The sequence below is a fragment of the Bacillus sp. LJBS17 genome (assembly GCF_019334685.1).
Classification (GTDB): domain Bacteria; phylum Bacillota; class Bacilli; order Bacillales; family Bacillaceae; genus Bacillus; species Bacillus subtilis.
The window spans coordinates 1,112,108-1,135,009 of the sequence record NZ_CP079759.1 but is presented as its reverse complement, the minus strand read 5'-3'; the positions used below and the strand labels follow the sequence as shown (position 1 = coordinate 1,135,009).

The following is a 22,902-nucleotide window of genomic DNA, read 5'->3' as shown; positions in this document are numbered from 1 at the left end:
CAAAATAATGAATCTCCTTGAAGGTATCATAATTTCATAGGACGAGATACCGCTTACAGGGAATTTTAAGGTTATTTTAAATGATTTGGAATATGAGGGGATAAATATAAAAAAACCCAACTCTATCAAAGAGCCGGGTTCATAGGTTTTTCTATTAAAACAATTGAAAACCAATTGGCAAATGCAGACCGAGCAGCACTGTCAGCAAAAGGACAATGACGAAGCCGACCCACAGGCCTCCTGTTGATTTTTCTTTTTTCTTGCGGATGAGGAGCATTTCCATCAGGCCGATGGTGATAATGCCCAGAATCATTTTGCCGGCGTATTCTCCGTTCCAGTTGGCGAAACGGACAAACAGCTCAGCTCCTGTCAAAATAATAAGGATATAGAATAACCGCAGAATCATATGAGTGATTTTTGCGCCCTTTGCACTTCCTGACGAATACAGCGAGTAGCTGACGAAAAGCAGAATCAGCGCTACCACCCATGTCGTAATATGTAGGTGTGTCATACATGTTCCCCCTATCAGATAAATTACCCCACTTATAGTACCATGAACTTGTCCTCTGCCACAAAGATGATTATCAGAAAAAACGGGCGGGTCCGGGTCCGCCCTCGAGTTTTATTCAGCCAATTTGGTTTGACAGCGTTCCGATCGGGTCAATTGTAATATCAATTTTGTCACCTGACCGCAAGAATTTTGGAGGCGTAAACCCCTTGCCGACACCAGACGGCGTACCGGTGGCAATAATGTCGCCCGCTTCAAGCGTCATCCCCTTTGAGAGGGTTTCAATTAATTCCGGAATGGAAAAGATCATATCGCTTGCCGAACCGGATTGGCGCAGCTCGCCGTTGACTCTTGTTTCAACCTTGAGGCGCTCTGGCTCCTGAATCGATGATTTATGTACAAGCACGGGCCCCATCGGACATGTCGTATCCAAGCTTTTTCCGATAAAAAACTGCTTATGCCTTTTTTGCAGATCACGCGCAGTGATATCATTCACAATCGTATATCCGAAAACATGGTCATATGCATCTTCTTTTGAAATGCGAGTCCCGCTTTTTCCGATCACGACAGCAAGTTCTCCCTCATAATCAAGCTGAGAGGTAACCTCTTCATGGCTCTTTACGATATCACCATGCCCCGTAACCGTTACCGGCGATTTTGTAAATACCATCGGATGCTCCGGAATATCAGCCTCGCTCCCCATTTCAATCGCGTGATCCCGGTAGTTTTTGCCGATGCAGATGATATTTTTTGATGGCTTCGGAATGGGTGCATGGAGCTTCACCTCAGATAATGAATACATAAATGATCCCAGCTCATCATTCGGTTTCTTTGCCCACTCGGCCAGCTGCCTTGCATGCGCAACGAATTTATCCCCTTCTGCGATACATTCAATCAGCGATCCCGGAATCGTCTCAAGTTCAAACAGTTTTTTTTCAGCCTTCTGCAAATCCATAATTTTCTCATCGTCAATGATCAGGCCGACAAACATTCGGTTGTAAAGTTCCCCTGTCGCAAATTTCATGTTATTCCTCCATCATCTTTTAAATCAGAATGCTCCTTCATGTATTCTCTGTCGAATGCTGAAATCCCTTTTTCTCAATTCCGTTTTCATTTCGTTTCAGGACGGGCTTGCTCTACATATCATACAAATGTCGTTTTGAGAAGGAGGAAAGAATATGGAGCGCGTGCATTTATTTTTTCATCGGGAGCAGCTGAAAAGGAAAGGTACTGCCAAGGGGCTTTTCGTAACAGATCGATCTGTTTCTCCCATTCTTCTCACACAGCGTGACAGAGCGGAAAAGGCATCCTATGAAATCAGCTGGGAAAAGTCTCTGCTTGGTGAAAGGACACTTTTTTTGAATGCAGAACAGGATGATCCGTCCCTGATGCGGCGCAGACTCGCCTATTGTTTTTTTGACCAGATCGGCGTACCTGCTCCCGTTGCCTCGTACAGCTTTCTGACCATCAATGGCCAGCCTGAAGGCATTTATTTGAACATCAAGAACCATCAACCAGCCGGTAAAAGGAGTTACGGAGTGAAGACGGCCGATCCAAGGGTTCCATTGTCCCTTTTTAACAATGATTCCTCGGCATTCTTACATGAATTTTTCATACTGATCCGCACAGCCGGAGATGACGAATTGGCTGAAAGGATTAAATTGTATCTGGATGTCAAGCTGTTTTTTTTGTGGCTGATCGGCAACGCCTGCACCAATCAAGGCTTTTACTGCACATTTTGTTTAAACGAATCCGGTCGGCTTTACGTTTCCCCGATGGAGACAAGATCGCTTGCCGTACAAGAATGGTATGAAGAAGACCCGCTTCTGACAAAAGGAAAGACGCTTTCGTCAAGGCTTCTATCCATTCCCGCCTTCAGGTCGCAATATCACACCTTAATGAAAAACGTGCTGAAGCGGTCGTTTACTATTGAACGATTATCTCCTCTCATCAACGAATGGCACCTTGACATTTGTCAAAGTGCTGCTGATGATCCTTTTATCAAAAAAAGCCCCTTTCAGATCGAAAAGGAGCAGACCAACATACTTAGAGAAATTGAGGAACGGCAGGACTTTTTGCAAGCACACTTAGCAAGACTTTAGTCCTTTCTCCATTAAAAAAGACCGCAGCAAAAATTGTCGCTTTTTTAGTCAAATTGACGAAAGGCAACCTTTTGAGCCAAAATAGGTTATACTAACGATATCCTGTATTTATATCAAAATAAAATCTAGAATTGGAGATAGCGTAATGAACAGTAAAATTGAAGAAATGAGGATCACACTAATTGAAACCGCACAAAAATACGGCATGAATTCAAAAGAAACAATTCAATGCAGCCAAGAGCTGGATATCCTGCTGAATACCCGGATTAAAGAAGAAATGATTTTTGGGAGATATCTTGAAAACTCCCGTATGTAAATCATTTTCTATAACAATTAGAATACACCACATGTAACTCCGATTTTTGCTCAGCACTTCTGAGATATACCTCAGGGCGAGAATGTGCCCGCCCAAAAATCGAATACCGCAGCACGACATACTCCAAAAAGCATTCTACACGCAAAAACACCAAAGAAATAAACAAAAATCACCATAGGCGGATAGCGGCATCCTTCGCCGCATTTCCGCTCAATTTATACCCAACATCCTCTTTTGCCATGTTTAAACATAACGGCCCAAAAAATAAAACGCTTTCATCAAAAGCCGATATATCCCCTTTAAATTTCTCTCACACATATGTGCGTTTGTCATAAGCTATCGTGAATAGCCCAATTGAAATCAGAATTGTCATTTCACTTTACCTGTCTTTTTTCAATTTTTCAACAAAGGATGTGCTCGTATGCCGGCCATTGTCGGAGCGTTTAAAATTAATGCGATTGGTACGAGCGGAGTCGTTCACATCGGGGACTGCATTACGATTTCTCCTCAGGCTCAGGTCAGAACGTTTGCCGGTGCTGGCAGCTTTAATACCGGCGACAGCCTCAAGGTGATGAATTATCAAAACGCGACGAATGTGTATGACAATGATGCGGTTGATCAGCCGATCGTGGCCAATGCGTAAAAGGAGTGAGGCTCATGAACTTCTATATTAATCAAACCATTCAAATCAACTATCTCCGGCTGGAATCAATCAGCAACTCCTCCATTCTGCAAATCGGGAGCGCCGGATCAATCAAGTCTCTGTCAAATTTGTATAATACAGGGAGTTATGTAGAACCGGCACCAGAAGTTTCTGGCTCAGGGCAACCGCTCCAGCTGCAGGAGCCCGACACAGGTTCATTGGTCCCGCTCCAGCCTCCTGGCCGTTAATCATATGAAAGAGGTGAAAGAACATGTATGATCAATCTGTTTCCTCTTACCTGCAAAACTTGAATTCCTTCGTTCAGCAGCAGGCGATTCACATTCAGCAGCTCGAACGTCAGCTGAAAGAGATTCAAACTGAAATGAATACGATGAAACAGCGGCCGGCCACTACCATTGAGCGTGTGGAGTATAAATTTGATCAGCTGAAAATTGAAAGGCTCGACGGGACTTTGAATATCGGCTTAAATCCGACTGACCCGAACAGCGTCCAAAACTTTGAAGTCAGCCAGTCGACACCGCAAATCGGGATGATGCAGCAGGAAGAGAGCGCTCAGCTCATGCAGCAGATCCGCCAGAATGTCGACATGTACTTAACCGAAGAAATCCCAGATATTTTGGAACAGCTTGAAAACCAATATGACAGCAGACTTGACGATACAAACAGACATCATGTTATTGAAGACATCAGAAAACAAATGGACAGCCGGATTCACTATTATATGTCCCATATCAAAAAAGAAGAAAATACACCGCCTGCACAATATGCAGAACATATCGCTGAGCATGTGAAGCGTGATGTCATCCGCGCTGTAGAACACTTTCTGGAGCATATTCCATCAGAAATGAAAGGAGATGAGCAAGCATGATCTTTACAGTCATCAACCGCAGCTTGGAAGTCGGGGACATCCGGATGAACGGTGTGTCCAGTTCCTCCGTTTTCCACATCGGAGACACTGAATCCATCTACCTGTCTTCTATTTTTGATACACCGCCTGAATCTCTTATTATCGGGCCGTTTGCTCCGATTACGCCAGAATAATGCTTAAACGCATATCACGCATCAGACTAGTTAAGTGTAATTCCCTCGGGATCGCAAGTGTGTTTCAAGTTGGCGACACAAATGAAATCGATATGAGTGTAAAAGTATTTGCTGTTCAGCGTTCTCTGTCCACGTTTTACAATAATGAAGGCTCATTTAACAAAAAGGAGTACCAAATCTTTCAGCAGCAGGCAGTGAAGCCGATTCGCGAAACAGGTGTACAAAGCGCATTTTGCCACGAGGTGCCGGCTATTTATGTTCGCAGCATCAAAATTCAAGGGGTGTCCGCCTCTTCTGTTTTACATGCTGGTTCAGCTTCGCTTATCCGCGGTGATGCGAGAATCAAACATATCAGACAGATTCAGTCTCCGCGCTCACAATCGCCCGCCAAGAACATATAATAAACAGAGACTTCGATAAAGGGTGTCGTTTATGCCAGCAATTGTCGGGCCTATAGCTATCAATTCCATATCGGGCGGAGTCGTAAACTTTGGTGATTCCTTTTACCTTTCTCCGAAAAGCTCTTCAAAATCTGCGCTCGGTTCGGGAGCAGGAAACACGGGAGATTTCCTTCTATTAAATAATGCAGTCAACGCGACAAATTATATAGACCCCGATGTCAACGATCAGGATATGGTTGGAAACGGATAAAAGCAGCCGCTCTGCAAAGAGAGGGCTGCTTTTAGTCATTTTTTCTTTTTTCGTTCATTTGATTTCTTAGTTTTGATCAGCTTCTCAGGCGGCTGTTTTCTGATCCATTTGACAAACCGGGCAAGCTCTGGATCGCTTCTGAGTTCAGCCATTCCGTTTAAACGTACAGCGAGCTCTTGATTGGTATATAAGGCATGAATCTGTTTATGACAAGGAATACAGAGCATCGCTGTCGGCAAAAACGTTCCGCCTTCCTCTTTCGGTGTGAGATGATGCTCTGTCAGCTGGACATTGCTCCGGCCGCACAGCTCACATATTCCGGCAGTCTGCTTTGCCATATCCGCTCCTCCCTTACATCAACTCAAGTGATACCCGCGTACCGCGGCCGCTCGGTTCAGCCGGATGGACAATCAGCTTTTTCGGAAGCCGTGCACGCAGTTCCTGCACATGGCTGATGACACCGACAGCCAGATTGTCTGACTGAAGTTTTTCCAAGGCCGTTACAACCGTATCAAGCAGATCTTGATCCAGTGTGCCGAAGCCTTCGTCTAAGAAAAAGAACTGAAGCGGGTATTCCCCGCGAAGCTGGATCTGCGCAGACAGCGCAAGAGCAAGTGAAAGCGAGGTGAGGAAGGTCTCTCCTCCAGACAAACTGGAAACCGGGCGTCTTACGCCTCCATTCGCGTCATCCCGCATCACGAAGCCGCCTTCTGAATCTACTTCGATGGCATAGCGCTGTCTTGTCAGCATACTGAGTCTTGCTGAGGCGTCCCTCGCAACGCTTTCAAGCTGCTCCTCAGCTAAAAATTCGACGAAGGTATTGCCTTTAAACACAGCTTGCAGCTTATCCAGCCTGTCGATATGCGTCTGCCATTTTTTCAGTTCAGCTTCAATTTCATTAAACCGTTTATGATGGTCGCGAATGACAGCCAGTGCTTTTGCGGCCGCGCCTTTTTCCTCTATAGCAGCGCCAAATGCGTCCTCAGCTTCTTGTAATGCTGCAACGGTTTCGTTCCATTCGCTCTCTGATAATGCTCTGCCGGCAAGTATCTCTGCTACTCGTTTTAAGTTTGCAGCATTTTGCTTCAGTTTATCCATAAACTGGTCTATGCCGGTTTTCATCTTTTCAAGTTCATCGGCTGGGATGAGACTTTGTTCAACCTCCTCAGTCCGGGTAATGGAGGTGTTTTTTGTATGCTCAAGCCAAGCAGCTTTTGCTTTTTCCAATCTGCCCTTCGCCTCTTGAAGAGTGAGCTCGCTTGCCGAAGCGCGGCTTTTCGCCTGGTTGAGCTTCATTTGGGCGCTTTGCAGTTCTTCATATAAAGATTGTTCTTTTTCCTTTAACAGCTTTAGATCCTGCTGGATAGAGCGGAGTTTGATTTGAATCGAATCTCCTTTTGCATAATCTCCGAGTTCGTGCTCATAATCAGCTATCACGCTCTTGATGCGTTCAGCCGCATAATGAAGCTCCAGCTTTTCCCGCTCAAGCCGGTGTCCCAATTCCCGCAGTTTTTCCTTTTGTGCTTCATGCTCAGCAAGAAACGCGATACTCTTCTCAATTCGTTTTTCACATTCTTCTGCAGCCCGGTCCTTTTCTTCAATGGATTTCTGCCATTTTTCTGCTTCGTCCACAGATTGATTCTGAAATGCTTCTTTAAACATGTTCAGACTGCTGTCCATTGAGGATTGAAGCTCGCTGATGATGCTTTCAATACGGTCAGCTTCTCTTTTTTCAAAACCGATTTTTTCATTAAGCTGCTCGGCCTTTTTTAAAGATTCCTGATAGGCGCCGATCATTTGTGCCATTCGTGTCTTAACAGAAAGAATGTCCTGCTTGATTCGTTTCCATTCAAATTTGGCAGTTTCAAATGCTTCATACACCGGATGATGTTCAAAGGAAGCTGCCGCTTCAAGGTTCTGTGCTTGAATTGTCTGCAAAAACGGACACTGTTCAATAAAGCGCGCGGACTGTTCTTCAAGCGTAATTTTGGCTGAAAGAATCTCCTGGCTGAGAACTGCAGCTTCCGTCAATAACACATCTGTCCGTTTGATGTCCTCTTCAAGATGGCTGTCGGCTTCATACGTTTCATGTACTGAGGCAGATGGATCATGATCGGTTGAACCGCATACCGGGCAAGGCTTTCCGGCAGTCAGCTTTTGGGCTAACTCTTTTGTCAGCAGTGCCACCCTTGCTTTTTCACGCTGTAAGTGAAGCGTGTGTTGACTCTTTCTAGCCTCTTCCGTCATACGTGTTAATGAGCGTTCCGTTTCGCACACCAAATGATACACAGTTTGAACTGCCTCATATGCCTGAATGATGTTGTTTTCTTCCGCTTCCGTCTTTTGAACGAGTGTATTCTTCTCTTCATTCATCTTCTGCAGCACGAGGTTCAATTCTTCACTTCGTTTTTTCTCTTTTTTGATTTGCTCCTCGGTTTGTCTGATGCGCAATACCATTTCTGCGGCCTGATGGCAGCTTTTTCGCTCATTGGATGTTACCTGCAGGGATTTGAGCTGCTGTTTCAATTCTGTCTGTCTGTTTTGTCCCCGCGTCAGGCGGTCTGTTACCGTCTCCAATTCATTCATGACAGATTGAAGAGCCTCTTCTTTCTGCTGGAGTTCAGTCTTTTTGCGCTCTTTCTCTTGCTTGGCCTCACTCAGTTTGATTTCGATTTCCTGCAAGCGTGAAAGCTGTTCCTGCTCAGTTAAAAGCTCAGGCTCTTTCTCGCTTTTATGCTGGCGCCACGCTTCATACTCTTCATGTTTTTGCTGAAAGAAAGCTGTCCGGTCTGCTAAATCCTTTTGGGCTAGCGTTTGTTCCTTTTCAGCTTGTTCCTCATGCTGGATCGCTTCTGCGTACCGGTCCGCATAGGGCTTAAGAGCTGCTGCTGTTTCTGCTTCCAGCAGGCGTTTTTGCATGCTGTCTATATGCGGCTGTTCTTCTGCGAGACGTTTTTCCTCTTCTTCATAAGCGGATTTTTCCTTTTGGACATTCCATATCTCCTGATGCTCTGTAAACCGCTCCTTCGCCTGATCACGGTTCTTCCTCATCGCTTCCAGCCGGGCTTCAGCTTGTTCGAGAGCCTTTTCAGCCTGCTCAACTGCCTCTGAGCTCGCCTCACCGAGACCGGACTGTTCAGCAAGCATTTCATTTTTTCTCGCATTGGCTTCCTGCGCCTGCCGTCTCAGCTTTTTCACAAGCCTGTCTCCATATTGCTCCAAATTAAATAAACGCTGAAGCATATGCCTGCGCTCTGCCCCTTTTAAAGACAGAAATTCAGCAAATTTCCCTTGGGGCAGCACCACCGCTCTCGTAAAATCGTCGATCGTCAGCCCTAAGAGCTCCTCAACTCTTTTATTCACTTCGCTGGCTTTATCAGCCAGCACCGTATGCTCGTCCTTGATTTCGATGAAGCGGCAAAGTGCCGTTTTTACCTTCATTTCATCCGTTCTCTTAAACACACGCTCGACTTTGTATGAGATTTGGTGATTCGTCTGAAGCGCAAAGGTAAAGGAAACAGACAGCGTATCTTCCGCCTGGTTTAAGATACCGTGCGTATTATTCGCCGCCCGTTCCACCTTTCCGTATAAAGCAAGCGTCATTGCGTCGAGAATAGAGGATTTACCGCTTCCTGTCGGGCCGAAAATGCCGAAAACACCAGCACCGGAAAGGCCTTCAAAATCTATCGTCTGCTCCTCTCTAAAGCTGTGGAGCCCCTTAATGCTTAAGGCGATCGGCTTCATTTCGCATCCTCCTCTTCAACGCCTGATGCAAGCTCTAAAAACAGCTTCACCATTTCTTCATCCGGCACCGCACCGCCAGTTTGTTTTTCATAAAATTTCTTAAAGCGGTCCTCGATTGAGACATGTTTAACCTCGATCCGTTCCCGGTCTTTGTTCCGTTCTTCAAAAACCGGCCTGATATGGATAAAGCCCGGGTGCGCCTTCCGCAGCCTGTGAATCTCTTCAAGTGACAGCTGGTCCGCGACACGGATTTCCAGGTCAATCCAAGCATTCTGATCTCTGTCTTCATCCAGCCAGCTGTACACCTCACTCAATCCATTTGCCGCTTTCCACTTCACAAGTGGCTTGCCGCTTGATAATAACACCTCTTGCCAAGTGGCCTCTTCCCCAGGCTTTGCGTCCACAATCGTCACTGATTTAGCGTAGCCCGCTTCAGAAAAGCTGTAGGCGAGCGGAGATCCTGAATAACGCGCAAGCGTCCGCGCCCGCTTGATCGTTTGCGGGCGATGCAAATGGCCGAGCGCAACGTAAGCGGCATCTGCCGGCAGGCTTTCAGCAGCCACCGTGTATGCACCGCCGACTTCAATCGGCCGCTCTGAATCGGTTTGGTTTCCGCCTGCCACATAAATATGGCTGGCGGCAATCTTCACTGCATCGTTCCGGAACCGGCTTGTCATATGCTCAAACGCCTGCCTGATTTTCACATCATAGTGATCACGGAGCAGCTTTTCATCAAACGTATCGGATAGCACTTCATTTAACCGCGCTTCAGATGGGTACGCCAGCGCTCCAACCGCCAAAAGCTCTCCTGCTGAAGGCACTTCAATATGAATCGGCTCTGTTGTCGGATAACCGATTAAATGAATGCCGTTTTCATGTGTCAGCGGTGAAGCGGCGGACAAACGGTCAGGATTATCGTGGTTTCCGGCAATGACTACGATCGGGCGCTTTCCTCTGTCGCTAAGCGCAGACAGGCTTTCATAAAACAGCTGCTCGGCTAAAGCTGGCGGGTTTACGGTGTCAAATGCATCCCCCGCCATTACAATGGCATCGATCTGCTCATCCTTTACAATCGTATTTATTTCATCCAGCACATCGGCCTGTTCACTCAGCCTGCTTCTTCCTTCAAGCGTTTTTCCAAGATGCCAGTCAGCCGTATGTAAAATCCGCAAATGCTTTCACCTCTCTTTTATATAGAAAACGAGACCCGCTCCGCCTGAAATTCCGGAGCTTTTGGATCTCGCTATAATGTCAGAATGTGCCCTCCGTCAAAGAAATAAAGCGCACATCCCTTTACCTTTGTTTTTGCAATTTGCTCCACTGCCTTCGTGTACAGCTGAATTTGCGTTTCATATCGTTTCTTCAAGATCGGGGCCGCTCCTTCAAATCCATGCTGGAATTTGCCCTCAATCCGGTCCGACTTATAATCCAATAGATATAATCCGTCCTCAGTTTCATAGAGACAGTCAATGATACCCTGCACTAAAAGCGGCTCATCTGCCTCCTGTGCATCAGGATAGATCTCCTTGGCCGGAAGCGCTAAGCTGAATGGTATTTCCCGGTCCTTCCACTTAGCACCGATCAGCTGTCCGCCGATTTCCGTATGGAAAAATTGCACGATTTCTTCTATATCAATAGCGTCTTTTTGTTCTTCAGTGAGAAGCTCTTTTTCATAAAGCCTGTGAACCGTCTGCTCAGCTTCTTCTATCGACGGCACATGTGACAGCGGGATATGCTGCATAACCGTATGCATGGCAGTCCCTTTCTCTGCCGCTGTCAGGCCTTTTTTCATCATAAAAGCGGGACGTCTGTACAGAATGCTTCCATCAGCCGGTTTTACAGGGGCCCTGCCGCTGTATTCATCCTCGTACTCTCTTTTTCTTTTGATCTCAGAAACCGATTGCTTTGTCCGAATTTGCGTCACCTCGTGATGCGGGTATGTCCAGCTCAGCTGCTCGCGGGCTTTTTCATCAAACGCAAACGAGCCGGGAACTGGTTCACCTCGGCGGATTGCTTCTAGGCGCTCGCTTTTTTCTTCCATTCTTTCTTCCAGATCATCATCAAGCAAATCATAGGAATGGATCATTTGAACGGCAAAACGAGCCGGGTGATCTGAGATGTCAGCGTGTGCTGGCACACCAGCCAAATCCCCCAAGTCTCTGTGCCTGGCAAGAGCCGGGCCGATGAAATCTAGATACGTTTTCGCCTGATAGCGGTCAAATTCCGGCAGAAGCCAATCAGTTTGGGACGCGGATGCCTGCCATTTTGCAAGCTGTTTCTGATGATCCTTACATGAGCCAATCAGAAACAGCTTTTCCTTCGCTCTCGTTAATGCAACATAGAGCACACGCAATTCCTCTGACAGCAGCTCCCTGCGCATTTTTTTCTTCATCGCAATGAGCGGAAGTGTCGGATAGCTGATGCGTAATTGCGGATGAATATACTTCGTGCCAAATCCGAGCTCCTTATCCAGCAGGTACGATTTATTTAAATCCATCATGTTGAAATTCCGGCCGAGACCTGCTGCAAACACGACTGGAAATTCGAGCCCTTTGCTGCTGTGGATCGTCATTAAGCGGACAACATCCTCCTGCTCGCTGAGCGCTCTCGCCGTACCAAGATCATCGCCCCGCTCCTGCATGCGTTCGATAAACCGCAGGAAACGGAACAAGCCGCGAAATGCCGTTGATTCATATTGACGCGCCCTGTCATAAAGAACACGCAAATTGGCCTGGCGCTGTTTTCCGCCCGGCATGCCGCCGACATAATCCATATATTTGGTGTCGCGGTACACTTCCCAAATCAGCTCAGATACTGAGTGGTTTTTCGAAAACGCGCGCCATTTTTGCAGATGTCCGTAAAACGTATTTAGCTTTTGATAAAGCTCATCGTTCCGGTCACCAGCAGCCAGGTAGTCTTTCATCGCCTCATAGTACGGCGCTTTTTTATTTTCAAGCCGGATCAAAGACAGCTCGTTTTCATCTGCTCCGACAATCGGTGAGCGCAGCACAGAGGCAAGCGGTATATCCTGATACGGATTATCAATCACCTTCAGCACAGAAAGCGCGACGGCGACTTCGACCGCTTCAAAATAGCCTGACGTTAAATTGGCGTAAACCGGTATGCCCTGTGCTCTCAGCTCCTCCATGATTTGCGGAGCCCACGGCATCGAACGGAGCAAAATCACGATATCTCGGTACTGAATATTGCGATGTGTTTTCTTTTTTCCGTCATACACCTTAAATGGCGATGAAATCAGCTTGCGAATTTCCTTAGCGATGGCTTTTGCCTCAAACTGCACCGTTTCAAGCTCTTCTGCTTCCTCGCTTGCATCCGTATCTTCTGCGTTGTCGATCAGCAGCAGCTCTGTTTCCGTCTCGTCATTGTCCGGATACGCTGCACCAAGTTTCAGCTCAGCCTGCTCGTCATAATCGACCTCACCGATTTTGCCGCCCATCAGCTGTTTAAATAAAAAGTTTGTGCTGTCTAAAATATCAGCCCGGCTTCGGAAATTTTTATTTAAATCGATTTTCCGCCCCGTGCCTTCTCCGCTCTCTGTAAACCGTTTGTATTTAGAGAGGAAAAGAAGCGGCTCCGCAAGCCTGAATCGATAAATCGACTGTTTGACATCTCCTACCATAAACAGGTTACCAGTCTCCTCCGGACCGCTTGTGACGAGCTGCAGAATCGATTCCTGCACGAGGTTGGTATCCTGATATTCGTCAACGAGCACCTCATGAAACTGTTCCTGATAAAACCTCGCAGCCTCGCTCGGCTCACGTTCACCTTTGTCATTCTCAGCTGTCAAAATCGCTAAACAGTAATGCTCCAAATCAGAAAAATCGATGATTGATTTTTCCTGTTTCGCAGCTTCGAATCGTTTTCCATAGCTGATGACAAGCTGTACGAGCGTTTCAATGACAGGCTTCATCTCGGCTAGGCTTTTCAAGTGCTGTTCAGGACTTCGCGTGAAGTAGTCGTTTTTGAGCTTTTCAAGCAGTTTTTTTGCACCGTTTCTCAAATCTGTCGCCTCATCAAGGAGCGCTGGATCGAACTCATCCCCTTTTACTGCTTTGGCACGCTTAAAAGAGACGGCGGGCACCCGCTTATATAGTTCACTGAAATCGTCCTGATGCTGAATCAGTTCATCAATCTGCGCAAGATCATCAAGAAAATTGTCAGCACGCGGCGCCGGGCCGCCCGGCGCTTTCGTCAGCTCAAGCGCGCGCAAGAGCTTTTCCTTCGCCCCGTTAAGCACCATTGCAATATCTTCTTTGACATATTGATAAAACGGCAGCTCCTCGATGGCGCTCTTTTCTGATACATCATACAAATGAACAAAGCTTTCCAGCCACGCCTCGGGGTTGGGATGGGATCGGGAATACTCGTACACCTGTTTAACGAGAAATTGCAGATCCAGATCGTGCCGGTCTGTCGTATAGCGGTCAACAAGCTCAAAAAATGCCTTTTCACCCTTTGCATATTCGTCTTCAAACAGCTCGTCAAGCACTTCATCACCGAGCAGCTCGCCTTCCGTCTGATCAGCTATCCTAAAGCCCGGATCAAGATCGATCAAGTAGTAATATTTCTTCAGCACTTGCAGGCAAAAGGAATGAAGCGTCGAAATGCTGGCCCGGTTTAAAAGAGACAGCTGGCGTCTGATATGCAGCGAGCCGGGGCGCTGTACAAGCTCTTTTTCCAAGGCTTCTGCGATTCGGTGCTTCATCTCTGCCGCTGAGGCGTTTGTAAATGTCACAACGAGAAGACGGTCTACATCTATTGGGTTTTCCTCCGCGGTGATTTTCCGAATCATTCGTTCAACGAGCACAGCGGTTTTACCAGAGCCCGCAGCCGCTGCCACAAGAATATCCTGGCCGGTTGAAACAATGGCATTCCATTGGTCATCTGTCCATGTGCTGTCTGCCGGTTTAGGAATGTTCATTGCCATCCGCCTCCTTTTTTATCCACTCAAGTATTGTCTTGTCCTTTTCAGCCTTTAATGGGCGATACTCGTTTTCTTCCAGTGATTCATCAAATTGGCATACTGATTTGAACGCACAGTATGTGCACGGCGTCTTGTTCTTCATTTTGTACGGCTCAATGGATACGCGCCCGTCGGTGATTTGTTCGCCAGCTTCCTGGAAGGTGCGGCGCACATGCTTTGTCAAAAGATCAAATTCCTTTTCACCGACTGCTGCCGAGTCTGATCTAAGAGATCCGTCTTTTTTCAAGCCGGCGTTTATGATATTTGACCGTCCCTCTTGAAGGGTTGTATCCATGAGGCGAACCACTTCCTGATCACCGAGGAGCAAGCCCTTCATTTTAAATTTCTTAAAGATCTCCTGTTCAATCTCGTCAAGCCCAAGCGGGAGATTAGATTGAATCATCGGGTCATGAATATGGAAATACAGCACTCCGGCAGGCGTCGCCCTCATCCCGAGCCAGTCAGCTGAATGTGTAATCGATAAATCAAGGTACGTCAGCATTTGCAGTGCCAATCCGTAATATACTTCCGCTAAGTCAAGGCCTTTGTCGCTTGATTTATAATCGACAATCCTGAGGAGCAGGCCTTTTGAGCTTTCAGCCTTATCAACACGGTCAATTCGCCCGACGAGTTCCATCGTACAGCCGTTTTTCAGTTGAAAGGTCAGCGGCGGAAGCGGCCCTTTTCCTCCAAAGCCCAGTTCAAGCCCGATCGGTACGAATCCGCTCGCTTTCGCATGCTCGCTTAAAATGCCGGACACACGTGTCACAATTTTTTGCAGTTTTTCCTTCACATAATAATGCCGGTTTGAGCTGAGCAGAATTTCCTTTTGCAGTTTCGGTGCCAGCCGTTCTACCGCATCATAGGAAAACAGCTCGCACTGCTCCTTCGTTAAATCGCGCCAATCCAGCTTTTGCTCACGCAGCCTGTCAGAAATCAGCTTTAAGCTGGAATGAAACAGCTGGCCGATATCCGGTGCTTCAAGCTTGAAGAATTGCCGTTCCTTCAAATGCAGCCCGTGTGACGCAAAATGGGAAAACGGGCATGCGTTAAAGGTTTCCATTCTCGATACACTGCCCTGAATGCGTTCACCATAGAGCTGTCTCGACACGCTGCGTTCAAGCTGCTTCACTTCATTCCGGAAAAACAGGCTTGAGAACAGCTTTTTCGACTGCAGCCTGTCCGGCTCACTCATCAGCACATTGTACGTGCTCCACCAGACGTCGCTGATGTCGTATTCCCGTGTCCATAACCTGAGCTGGCTCGCGGTAAAGGACTGTGCCACGCTTTTATTCACGACATACATCAGCTGTTCCTCATCGCTGACCTGTTCAGGTTCATTTGTTAACAGGCGCTCCTTATGATGCGGAAACAGTTCTTCCAGCCGCTTAACGATCATCGACGGCAAAAGCGTTTTTCCTTCCGCATCAGCAATCGGATACGATACGTAAAGCCGGTCAGACGGACTTGAAAATGCCATGTAGATGAGGAAATGCTCATCAAGCAAACGCTCCCGTCCGCCTGAGGATAGCTCAACCCCAATCGTTTTCAGCCATTCCCGGTCATCATCCGACAGGACTCCGTTTTCATCAGGGCGTGCCGGCAGAACGCCGTCGTTTGCCCCGAGCACAAAGGTGCAGGAGATGCCATACATTCTGGACAAATCCATATTGCCGACAAACACCTGGTCAAGCGCAGGCGGAATTAGAGAAAATGTAAGCGACTCCGCGCCGGCTTCTATCATTTGCTGAAACAAATCAAGAGAAATCTCATCATCTCCCATCATTTCAACAAACTCCTCAAGCAGCTGAATGACTGCGTCCCACGCCTGCTGATGCTGCTGCGCTTCAATGATTCTGCCGTCATCCTCAGCACGCTGCCTTTCCTGATCCAGCTTCAGCGGCACATCCGTCTCTTCTAAATAACGATAGAGCGCCTCCGCCTTCTCTTGAACCGTCTTCGCTTTTTTCATGCGTATTTGAAGCTGAAAAAGCGGCGGAACAATCCAATCGCGGGTGTCATTCAACATGTTTTCCATTTCTATTTCCTGATCAGTCTGCGCAAAATCATCATCCAATGACACAAAACGCCTGTATTGGAAACGATCGCCCTTTGTCCAGCGGTCGCCTTTAATACCATAGGCGATACAGTAATTTTCGAGCTGATCGACCTGTTCTCTCACTTTGGCCTTCGGTTCATTGAGCGGGAATAGCAGTTCGGTTTTCACGCAGCGAAACACCGCTTCATAACGCCAATTCCCTTTCAGAACATCAAGGCTTGACCGGATAAATTCAATTAACGGATGGTTCAGCATAGATGCTTTTCCGTCAATGAAATAAGGAATCTCGTAATCTGCGAAAACTTCCTTCACCATATCCTTGTAGTCTTCCGGCTGGCGCGCAAGAATGGCTACATCCTTATAGCGATATCCCTTCTCTCTGACTAGGGCGTGAATTTCCCGGGCAATGCCTTCCAGCTCAGCTCGTCTGTTTGCGGCCTGCATCACAGTAAGGGCTTCTTGTTTTTCTGCGTATGGAATGGCCGGACGCGCTTCATACTGTGCCTCTAGATGCGCCAATTCCGGCGTCTTTGTATGCCGCTCAGTCCCGCTCAGCTCTTTATACGTAATGTCCAAATTCAGTTCCTTCGCCTTCTGATGCAGGCGGTAATAGGTTTTCCCCGTCATTCTGAACAATTCCAGTTCATGCGGCTCCCGCTCATATGACGGCTTGTCCGCTGTGAGCGAAAACGTGATATGCTCCGCATGAACCATAAGCTGCTCCAACACCCTGAATTCCTGCGGGGTAAACTGATAAAAGCCATCCACATAGATATAGGCGCCTTTTATATCTTCCGCAAGCGGGATATGCTCTGCCAGCAATGTCAAATAATCCTCAGAGTGAAGATATTGATCTGCGAGGCTTTTTTCCATTTGCTGATACAGAATTGATAAGTCATGGAGCTTTTCAGATAAAACACGTTCTCCGCGATACTCGGAAGCCGTTCCGCTTTCCGCCATCCGGCGGATATCCTCCGGTTCCAGACAATAGCGCTTAAACTCTGTCAGCATCCGCTCAACCTGTGCGGTAAACCCGCTTTTGTCACTCGCTTTTTGATAGACTTTGAACTCCTGTTTATGCTCCTCAATGAGCTTCCGCAGGAGCATTTGTACGCCGGTGCTCGTCAGAAACGGCCTGCTCATTCCTCCCGTATGCTGGAGGATGCGCCAGGCCAATCGTGAAAAACTGAATACTTGAGCGCGTATCATCCCGCCCATATCTGGCGTTTTAGCAAGCTCGTATTCCATTAAAAACGTCATTTGATCCGGGACTAGAAAAATGATCGGCTTCCCGAATGGAGCCCGGCGCAATTCATCCTGAATGCTGTCGATGATCAGCTTCGTTTTTCCACTCCCGGACCTGCCTACTAAAAACTCTGCTCCCAAATTAGAAGACCCCTCTCTTTTTATCTCTATATATTTTATCGAATGTTGACGAAAATGACCAATCTGATCTATTGGTAAAAACGGCCTTTTCACATATAAAAAGCTGATTATCTCCGCACATCTCTCCCTGCCCAACATATACTTTTACAGAAGCCCAATTCCTAAGAATGGAGTTGAATCCCCTTGCATTACAGCTACTATCCCTATCCGGTGCCATACAGGGAAGATCCTGTTTTGATTCGGAATTTGCAGAAGGCCATCAACGGAGAATTCAGTGCCATTCAATGCTACCGCAAGCTTGCCGAACTCGCCCACAGCGATGAGGTCAGAAAACAGATTGAAGAAATCAGGCGTGACGAGATTCGCCACCTCCGTGAATTTTCCACACTGTATGGTTCAATTACCGGCAAACACATCATGCCGAAACAAACGGAAGAATGCCCGGACAATTTCACAAGAGGACTGGACGCCGCTTTTAAAGATGAACAAGAAACCGTCGACTTTTACTTGCGTGCGGCCGAGGAAACGTCAAACCTAAAAGCGAAAGGCGTCTTTACGCGCGCAGCACGTGATGAACAAAATCACGCTGTCTGGTTCCTATACTATCTGGTGGAACGTTAGATATACCCGTTCAGGGTATATGTACATATCCCCTTAGCTAAAAACACACTCCCCTGTTTTTTTCAAATGCAGCCGGGAAACATAAAACCATATACTGCGTATACAGGGGGAATCAACCATGGAGCAATATTCTGAAGCTTGTATTGAGGCTTGCATCGATTGCATGAAAGCTTGCAATCATTGTTTCACTAAATGCTTGGAAGAAAGCGTGCAGCATCATCTCAGCGGATGCATCCGGCTTGACAGGGAATGCGCGGATATTTGCGCGCTGGCGGTCAAAGCCATGCAAACGGACAGCCCGTTTATGAAAGAAATTTGTGCACTTTGCGCCGATATTTGTGAAGCATGCGGCACTGAATGCGGAAAGCACGATCATGATCATTGCCAAGCATGTGCGAAAGCCTGCTTCACCTGTGCTGAACAATGCCGCAGCATGGCAGCGTAAAAAAGAGGGTTCAAAAAAGAACCCTCTTTTTATTTGGACAGCCATACGGAGTACAAATCAATCCATCCCTCTTCATCAAGCACCAGGCCTTTTACATTTTTACTTGATGTCACCTGGAGCACATTTTGATACAGCGGGATCGCGTTCAGCTCCTGTATCATCTGCCGGTCAATGTCACGCAGGATGTTGATTCTCGAACACCGGTCAGGCATGGAAAACATCCGCTCTGTCATTCCTGAGCAAATCTGTGTCAGCTTTTTAGATAGATGCTGATACAAGAAACTGTTCTCCGACAGCAGCAAATGCAGAAAACCAAACTCGCTGTCTTGATAAAACGTCGCACTGTCATGAATGATATCCGCCATCTGCACGGTTTCCGGCCGTCGCAGATCAGCAGCATCACAGAATTGAAGTGTAAGCCTGATACCGTGCTGGGCGCAAATATTTTGAATCCATTCGGCGTCCTCACGATGATCCGTTTCCGAAAAGGTATAAAGCACGATTGTTTCGCCCTCGTAACCGCTTTTCTTCAACAATTCAGATGGCGAAACGCCCTCCCACTCAAAAGGACTCGGATGCAAAAAGGACGTAACCGGGATTCTTCGGTGCCCTCCCGCTTCACGAACGAGCCGTTCAGAGGAAATCAGCAGCCGGAGCGCTTTTCTAAAGCTTTGGTGCTGAAGAGGCCCCTTCTTTTTCAGATTGAGCGACAAATACTGAACATGCCGCTCATCAAAAACAGTTTGCTGCTCAGGACATGTTTGTTTTTCTTGAATGGTAAAACCGTTCATCTCTCCGGCTTGCTCAGAAAACACAAACTCAACGCGATCCAAATAGGGGCGTCCCTTGAAGTAGCGCTCATTGGCTTCAAGCACAAGCATCCCGCTGTGAAGCTGATTCACCTGAAAAGGCCCTGTTCCATTTTTCCCGCCGCCCTGTTCTGCCGGCAGTATGGACAGCCGTTCATCACAAAGAGCATACGGCAAAAGCGCATTCGGCCTATCGAGTATGAGCGCCACACAATAAGGGCCCTTTTCTAAGACTTGTTTCACTCCGTGCAGAAGCCATTTATACGGGTTGTCACCCAGTTCCAAAAAGCGCTGAAACGTAAACGCAACGTCCCGCGATGTCAGCGGCTGTCCATTATGAAATGTCACACCTTTTCGAAGAAAAAATCTCCATTGTTTTTTTCCGACCTCTTCCCATCCATGAACCAAATGAGGCTTCGGCTCCTGTATATCCGAATCAAACGTCAAGAGTGTATCAAATATCTGTTTGACGAAATGGCCCTCAGACCGCAAAAATATGTGGCATGGATCCAAACTGCTGACAGATTCAGGCGCGATGAACAGCCGCAGAACATCCTTCGCCCCATTCTCGCCCGTCTCCGTCACAAATCCGAACACCTCTGAAAGCCACATGTTATATTCGTTTTGAAGCCCCGGAAATGCGGACTGATACTGCTGAAGCAGCTTCTTTGCCTTTTTAAGCTTTCCTGACATGGTATATTCCTTTGCAGTTTGAAGAAGCAGTTCCTCAGGCCTCCGAAGAAACGCGATTTTAGATTTGCGGCCGCGCCCCGCCCCGCTTTTCCGGATAATCCAATTGCTGTTCTCCAGCTTATGTAAAATGAGCTTTGCATTTCTTTCTGTACAAAATAAACAGTCGGCAATCTCAGTGAGTGTCATTTCGTTCATTTGTCCATACTCGGCGCAGCCTGTTTTTACAAGCGCCACGTAGTGCTCTATCAGCTTCAATCCCCGCACCTCCCGACAAAAGGGGAACTTTTATCTCTTCTTTTCTTCACTTTTTGGGCCGCCGCCCCTTCTATACACTACTACTATATCAAACAGCGAAAGGCGGCGATCACATGTTGACCAGTTTTCACTCTATAAAATCGAGATATACCGCTCCCGTTCGGCTCCGCTTTTTCGGCGAATTGCTGACAAGCCTGACAGGTGCAATGATGGGACCTTTTATGGTGCTGTATCTGCATGAACAATTAAACGGCAGTATCATGATGCCAATGCTGATCATCAGCCTTCAGCCATTTGCTGATATTTTCCTGACGCTCGCTGCAGGAAAGGCGGCGGACCGGATTGGGCGGCGCACAGCGATTTTGACCGCATTGCTTCTTCAATCAGCGGCAATGACAGGGTTTGTATTTGCTGAGCATGCGTATGTTTTCGCTATTCTCTATGTCATGAATGGCATCGGAAGATCGTTGTACATTCCCGCTTCCCGCGCCCAAATCGCTGAAAGCACGCCGGAAAGCAGACGTTCGGAAGTGTTTGCGGTCATCAATGCGATCTATTCGGCGGGTCTGACGGCAGGGCCGCTAGTGGGGATGCTTCTTTACAATCATAACCCCGTGTGGATATTCGCATTAGATGCTGCGGCATTGTTTATCTACTTTCTGATCGCTGCACTGAAACTGCCTGAGACAAAGCCGCTACACCCAGCTGTTACCCCGAAAATATCTGCGAGCTTTATGATATACAGGCCTGTCCTGCTTCTTTTGCTGCTTTCTCTCCCCATAAGCATGTTATATGCACAAACAGAAACAACATACAGGCTCTTCAGCAAAAACATGTTTTCTGATTATCTGTCAATACTGACGATCTACTCGGCGGCAAAAGCTTTATTCAGCTTTGTTCTCCAAGTTCCTCTTGTCAAAGGGACCGAAAAGCTTTCAATGAAAACAATCCTTTTCATTACTTATATTTGCTACTCCCTTGCGGCTGCCGGTTTTGCATGCTCAACCTCCCTGACAATGCTTTTAGTGACGGCAGCGGTGATGACGGTTGGCGAAAGCATCGGGCTAACCCACATCCAGACCTTCATAGCGAAATTGGCGCCGCCTCATTTGCTGGGCCGGTTTTATGCTGTCTATGGTCTGCATTGGGATATATCCCGCTCAATCGGACCGCTGGCAGGCGGGCTGATCCTGACATCATTTGGCGGAGAAGTGATTTTTTACGCTCTTGCCGTGTGTCTGCTGGCAGCGGGTTTATCTCTGACTTACACAATAGAAAAGCTCGAACACAAGGTCATAAGAAAAGTGAATCGCTTATAGAAAATAATTCATAATTTCTTTATCAACAAAAATATACTATAGTAATAAATACATTCACTACGTGAACAATTGGAGTGTTACGTGAAAAAGGAAGAAGGGTTTTACATTGAAGAAAGACGAAAATCTCCTCAAAGATCTATGGTTTATCGCAATCAGTGCAGCCGGGGGGTTTATTCTTTCATTAACCGGAATATCAATTGGATGGATGATCGGAACACTGATTGTCGCCTGCTGCCTCGCCATGATACGGCCGGCATGGCTGATGATGGCACCAGACCAAAAAGGAATTAACCGGCGATGGCTCGCCCTCGGGCAGATGATCCTCGGCATTGAATTGGGCCAAAAGCTGAATTTATCCGTTCTCTCTGTTCTCAAAGACCATTGGTTTTCAGTCGGCGTTATGCTGATATTGTCTATCCTGCTGGCCATGCTGTCAGGATATGTGCTTTGGCGTTTCAGCAAAACGGATATGATGACTAGCTTTGTCGGCACCGCTCCCGGCGGGCTTTCCGCCATGCCGAGCATCGCACAGGAAGTAGGCGCCAATACCGCAATAGTCAGCCTCGTTCAAATGATGCGTGTGCTGCTCGTGGTGCTTTCCATTCCGTTTTTAGTCATTCTGATCTATACAAAACAAGATCGTACCGCAAGTGCCGCAGCAGAGACGATTTCTTCTGCAACGACAGATTTTAGGCTCGCTCCCGTTTTGTGGACCGTCATTCTTATTCTCGCTGCCTGGGGAGCTTGCAAAGCTGCGAAATTTTTAAAATTTCCAGCTCCATGGCTGCTCGGCAGCATGCTCGGTGTAGCAATTGTACATGTTGGCGGAGCTGCGGTGACAGGGCACGACATGACGGCATGGTGGCCGTCACAAGCTAACCATGTATCACAAGTATTTCTCGGGGCAACGATCGGCTCTAAGATGTATAAAAGCATGTTTGCCGGCGTCACCCGTATTATCATCGTCGGGTTTGTCTCGTCCGTCGGTTTAATCGCAGCAATGTTTTTGAGCGCCGTGATCGTTTCCGAGCTGACAGGAATTTCGCTCATCACTTCTGTTCTGGCATTTGCGCCCGGCGGGATTGCAGAGATGGCGACGACGTCTGTTACCTTACATGCTGATTCCACCTTTGTCGTTGCGGTTCAGGTCATTCGCGTCATTCTGGTTATTGCCCTGCTGCCGCCGTTTTATCGCCTGCTTCACCATCTTCATGGTGAAAAAAAAGACAAAAAGAGCTCGATCAGCGGCAGTAATGCCTAGTTGAAAAAAGGGTTCAAGAACTTTTAATTCGCAAACCATCGAGA

Annotated in this window: 20 protein-coding genes; 12 read left to right on the top strand and 8 right to left on the bottom strand. The window is 47.3% G+C overall.

Annotated elements, in window-relative coordinates; translation table 11 throughout:
* Positions 1-154 precede the first annotated feature (154 nt).
* Together KXZ66_RS05795 and KXZ66_RS05790 are read right to left on the bottom strand one after the other, a co-directional pair.
* Positions 155-511 carry a YisL family protein gene (locus KXZ66_RS05795; RefSeq protein WP_003244937.1) on the bottom strand — a complete coding sequence of 119 codons (357 nt, stop codon included), beginning with the start codon at positions 509-511 and terminating at the stop codon, positions 155-157.
* 115 nt (positions 512-626) lie between these two features.
* Positions 627-1,532: a fumarylacetoacetate hydrolase family protein gene (locus KXZ66_RS05790; RefSeq protein WP_003245441.1), complete on the bottom strand. Its 906-nt coding sequence runs from the start codon at positions 1,530-1,532 to the stop codon at positions 627-629.
* A 154-nt stretch (positions 1,533-1,686) separates the two neighbouring features.
* Between KXZ66_RS05790 and KXZ66_RS05785 the strand changes: the two genes are divergently transcribed.
* The 8 genes from KXZ66_RS05785 to KXZ66_RS05750 all read left to right on the top strand — a co-directional run bounded on the left by KXZ66_RS05785 (position 1,687) and on the right by KXZ66_RS05750 (position 5,282).
* On the top strand, positions 1,687-2,610 hold the full coding sequence (locus KXZ66_RS05785) for a CotH kinase family protein (RefSeq protein WP_038829180.1): 924 nt from the start codon (positions 1,687-1,689) through the stop codon (positions 2,608-2,610).
* 145 nt (positions 2,611-2,755) lie between these two features.
* Positions 2,756-2,926, top strand: a complete 171-nt coding sequence (gene yisI, locus KXZ66_RS05780) for an aspartyl-phosphate phosphatase YisI (protein ID WP_003233086.1) — start codon at positions 2,756-2,758, stop codon at positions 2,924-2,926.
* Positions 2,927-3,347: 421 nt separating this feature from the next.
* Positions 3,348-3,569, top strand: coding sequence for a spore germination protein (locus KXZ66_RS05775; RefSeq protein WP_003233088.1), 222 nt, complete (start codon positions 3,348-3,350; stop codon positions 3,567-3,569).
* Positions 3,570-3,583: 14 nt separating this feature from the next.
* Entirely contained in the window at positions 3,584-3,817 is a 234-nt protein-coding gene (gene gerPB, locus KXZ66_RS05770) for a spore germination protein GerPB (protein WP_003233090.1), read from the top strand.
* A gap of 23 nt (positions 3,818-3,840) precedes the next feature.
* The gene (locus KXZ66_RS05765) at positions 3,841-4,458 is read left to right on the top strand and encodes a spore germination protein GerPC (RefSeq protein WP_014476381.1); all 618 of its coding nucleotides are present in this window, start codon (positions 3,841-3,843) and stop codon (positions 4,456-4,458) included.
* Positions 4,455-4,631, top strand: a complete 177-nt coding sequence (gene gerPD / locus KXZ66_RS05760; RefSeq protein WP_021479597.1) for a spore germination protein GerPD — start codon at positions 4,455-4,457, stop codon at positions 4,629-4,631. The genes KXZ66_RS05765 and gerPD overlap by 4 nt, the downstream gene beginning before the upstream one ends.
* The gene (locus tag KXZ66_RS05755) at positions 4,631-5,032 is read left to right on the top strand and encodes a spore germination protein GerPE (protein ID WP_041851009.1); all 402 of its coding nucleotides are present in this window, start codon (positions 4,631-4,633) and stop codon (positions 5,030-5,032) included. Before gerPD ends, KXZ66_RS05755 begins: the two co-directional genes overlap by 1 nt.
* 31 nt (positions 5,033-5,063) lie before the next feature.
* Entirely contained in the window at positions 5,064-5,282 is a 219-nt protein-coding gene (locus tag KXZ66_RS05750) for a spore germination protein (protein WP_003233096.1), read from the top strand.
* Positions 5,283-5,317: 35 nt separating this feature from the next.
* On the opposite strand, the gene hlpB is transcribed toward KXZ66_RS05750, so the two are convergent.
* From hlpB to addB, 5 genes are all read right to left on the bottom strand, one after another.
* Positions 5,318-5,620, bottom strand: coding sequence for an HNH nuclease-like protein HlpB (gene hlpB / locus KXZ66_RS05745; protein ID WP_015252406.1), 303 nt, complete (start codon positions 5,618-5,620; stop codon positions 5,318-5,320).
* A gap of 13 nt (positions 5,621-5,633) precedes the next feature.
* Positions 5,634-9,026: an exonuclease subunit SbcC gene (sbcC, locus tag KXZ66_RS05740; protein WP_219144845.1), complete on the bottom strand. Its 3,393-nt coding sequence runs from the start codon at positions 9,024-9,026 to the stop codon at positions 5,634-5,636.
* Positions 9,023-10,198 (bottom strand): exonuclease subunit SbcD, encoded by a 1,176-nt coding sequence (sbcD, locus tag KXZ66_RS05735; RefSeq protein ID WP_014479390.1) that lies wholly within the window; start codon positions 10,196-10,198, stop codon positions 9,023-9,025. Before sbcD ends, sbcC begins: the two co-directional genes overlap by 4 nt.
* 71 nt (positions 10,199-10,269) lie before the next feature.
* On the bottom strand, positions 10,270-13,968 hold the full coding sequence (gene addA / locus KXZ66_RS05730) for a helicase-exonuclease AddAB subunit AddA (protein WP_049140696.1): 3,699 nt from the start codon (positions 13,966-13,968) through the stop codon (positions 10,270-10,272).
* Positions 13,955-17,455, bottom strand: coding sequence for a helicase-exonuclease AddAB subunit AddB (gene addB / locus KXZ66_RS05725; protein WP_219144844.1), 3,501 nt, complete (start codon positions 17,453-17,455; stop codon positions 13,955-13,957). The genes addA and addB overlap by 14 nt, the downstream gene beginning before the upstream one ends.
* Positions 17,456-17,638: 183 nt before the next feature.
* Between addB and KXZ66_RS05720 the strand changes: the two genes are divergently transcribed.
* Positions 17,639-18,076 carry a ferritin family protein gene (locus KXZ66_RS05720; protein ID WP_015715637.1) on the top strand — a complete coding sequence of 146 codons (438 nt, stop codon included), beginning with the start codon at positions 17,639-17,641 and terminating at the stop codon, positions 18,074-18,076.
* Between the two features lie 118 nt (positions 18,077-18,194).
* A complete protein-coding gene (locus KXZ66_RS05715; protein ID WP_009966950.1) occupies positions 18,195-18,521 on the top strand; it encodes a four-helix bundle copper-binding protein in 327 nt (108 codons plus the stop codon).
* A gap of 29 nt (positions 18,522-18,550) precedes the next feature.
* Here KXZ66_RS05715 and KXZ66_RS05710 read toward each other — a convergent pair whose 3' ends face one another.
* Positions 18,551-20,278: an SgrR family transcriptional regulator gene (locus tag KXZ66_RS05710; RefSeq protein ID WP_219144843.1), complete on the bottom strand. Its 1,728-nt coding sequence runs from the start codon at positions 20,276-20,278 to the stop codon at positions 18,551-18,553.
* A 113-nt stretch (positions 20,279-20,391) separates the two neighbouring features.
* Between KXZ66_RS05710 and KXZ66_RS05705 the strand changes: the two genes are divergently transcribed.
* Together KXZ66_RS05705 and KXZ66_RS05700 are read left to right on the top strand one after the other, a co-directional pair.
* Entirely contained in the window at positions 20,392-21,597 is a 1,206-nt protein-coding gene (locus tag KXZ66_RS05705; protein WP_015715635.1) for an MDR family MFS transporter, read from the top strand.
* Positions 21,598-21,703: 106 nt separating this feature from the next.
* Positions 21,704-22,858: an AbrB family transcriptional regulator gene (locus KXZ66_RS05700; protein WP_015383286.1), complete on the top strand. Its 1,155-nt coding sequence runs from the start codon at positions 21,704-21,706 to the stop codon at positions 22,856-22,858.
* Positions 22,859-22,902: the final 44 nt, after the last annotated feature.

Bases quoted from the DNA above. Each gene is read 5' to 3' on its own strand.
- KXZ66_RS05795 (WP_003244937.1), bottom strand. From the start codon at position 511: ATGACACACCTACATATTACGACATGGGTGGTAGCGCTGATTCTGCTT.
- KXZ66_RS05790 (WP_003245441.1), bottom strand. From the start codon at position 1,532: ATGAAATTTGCGACAGGGGAACTTTACAACCGAATGTTTGTCGGCCTG.
- KXZ66_RS05785 (WP_038829180.1), top strand. From the start codon at position 1,687: ATGGAGCGCGTGCATTTATTTTTTCATCGGGAGCAGCTGAAAAGGAAA.
- yisI (WP_003233086.1), top strand. From the start codon at position 2,756: ATGAACAGTAAAATTGAAGAAATGAGGATCACACTAATTGAAACCGCA.
- KXZ66_RS05775 (WP_003233088.1), top strand. From the start codon at position 3,348: ATGCCGGCCATTGTCGGAGCGTTTAAAATTAATGCGATTGGTACGAGC.
- gerPB (WP_003233090.1), top strand. From the start codon at position 3,584: ATGAACTTCTATATTAATCAAACCATTCAAATCAACTATCTCCGGCTG.
- KXZ66_RS05765 (WP_014476381.1), top strand. From the start codon at position 3,841: ATGTATGATCAATCTGTTTCCTCTTACCTGCAAAACTTGAATTCCTTC.
- gerPD (WP_021479597.1), top strand. From the start codon at position 4,455: ATGATCTTTACAGTCATCAACCGCAGCTTGGAAGTCGGGGACATCCGG.
- KXZ66_RS05755 (WP_041851009.1), top strand. From the start codon at position 4,631: ATGCTTAAACGCATATCACGCATCAGACTAGTTAAGTGTAATTCCCTC.
- KXZ66_RS05750 (WP_003233096.1), top strand. From the start codon at position 5,064: ATGCCAGCAATTGTCGGGCCTATAGCTATCAATTCCATATCGGGCGGA.
- hlpB (WP_015252406.1), bottom strand. From the start codon at position 5,620: ATGGCAAAGCAGACTGCCGGAATATGTGAGCTGTGCGGCCGGAGCAAT.
- sbcC (WP_219144845.1), bottom strand. From the start codon at position 9,026: ATGAAGCCGATCGCCTTAAGCATTAAGGGGCTCCACAGCTTTAGAGAG.
- addA (WP_049140696.1), bottom strand. From the start codon at position 13,968: ATGAACATTCCTAAACCGGCAGACAGCACATGGACAGATGACCAATGG.
- KXZ66_RS05715 (WP_009966950.1), top strand. From the start codon at position 18,195: ATGGAGCAATATTCTGAAGCTTGTATTGAGGCTTGCATCGATTGCATG.
- KXZ66_RS05705 (WP_015715635.1), top strand. From the start codon at position 20,392: ATGTTGACCAGTTTTCACTCTATAAAATCGAGATATACCGCTCCCGTT.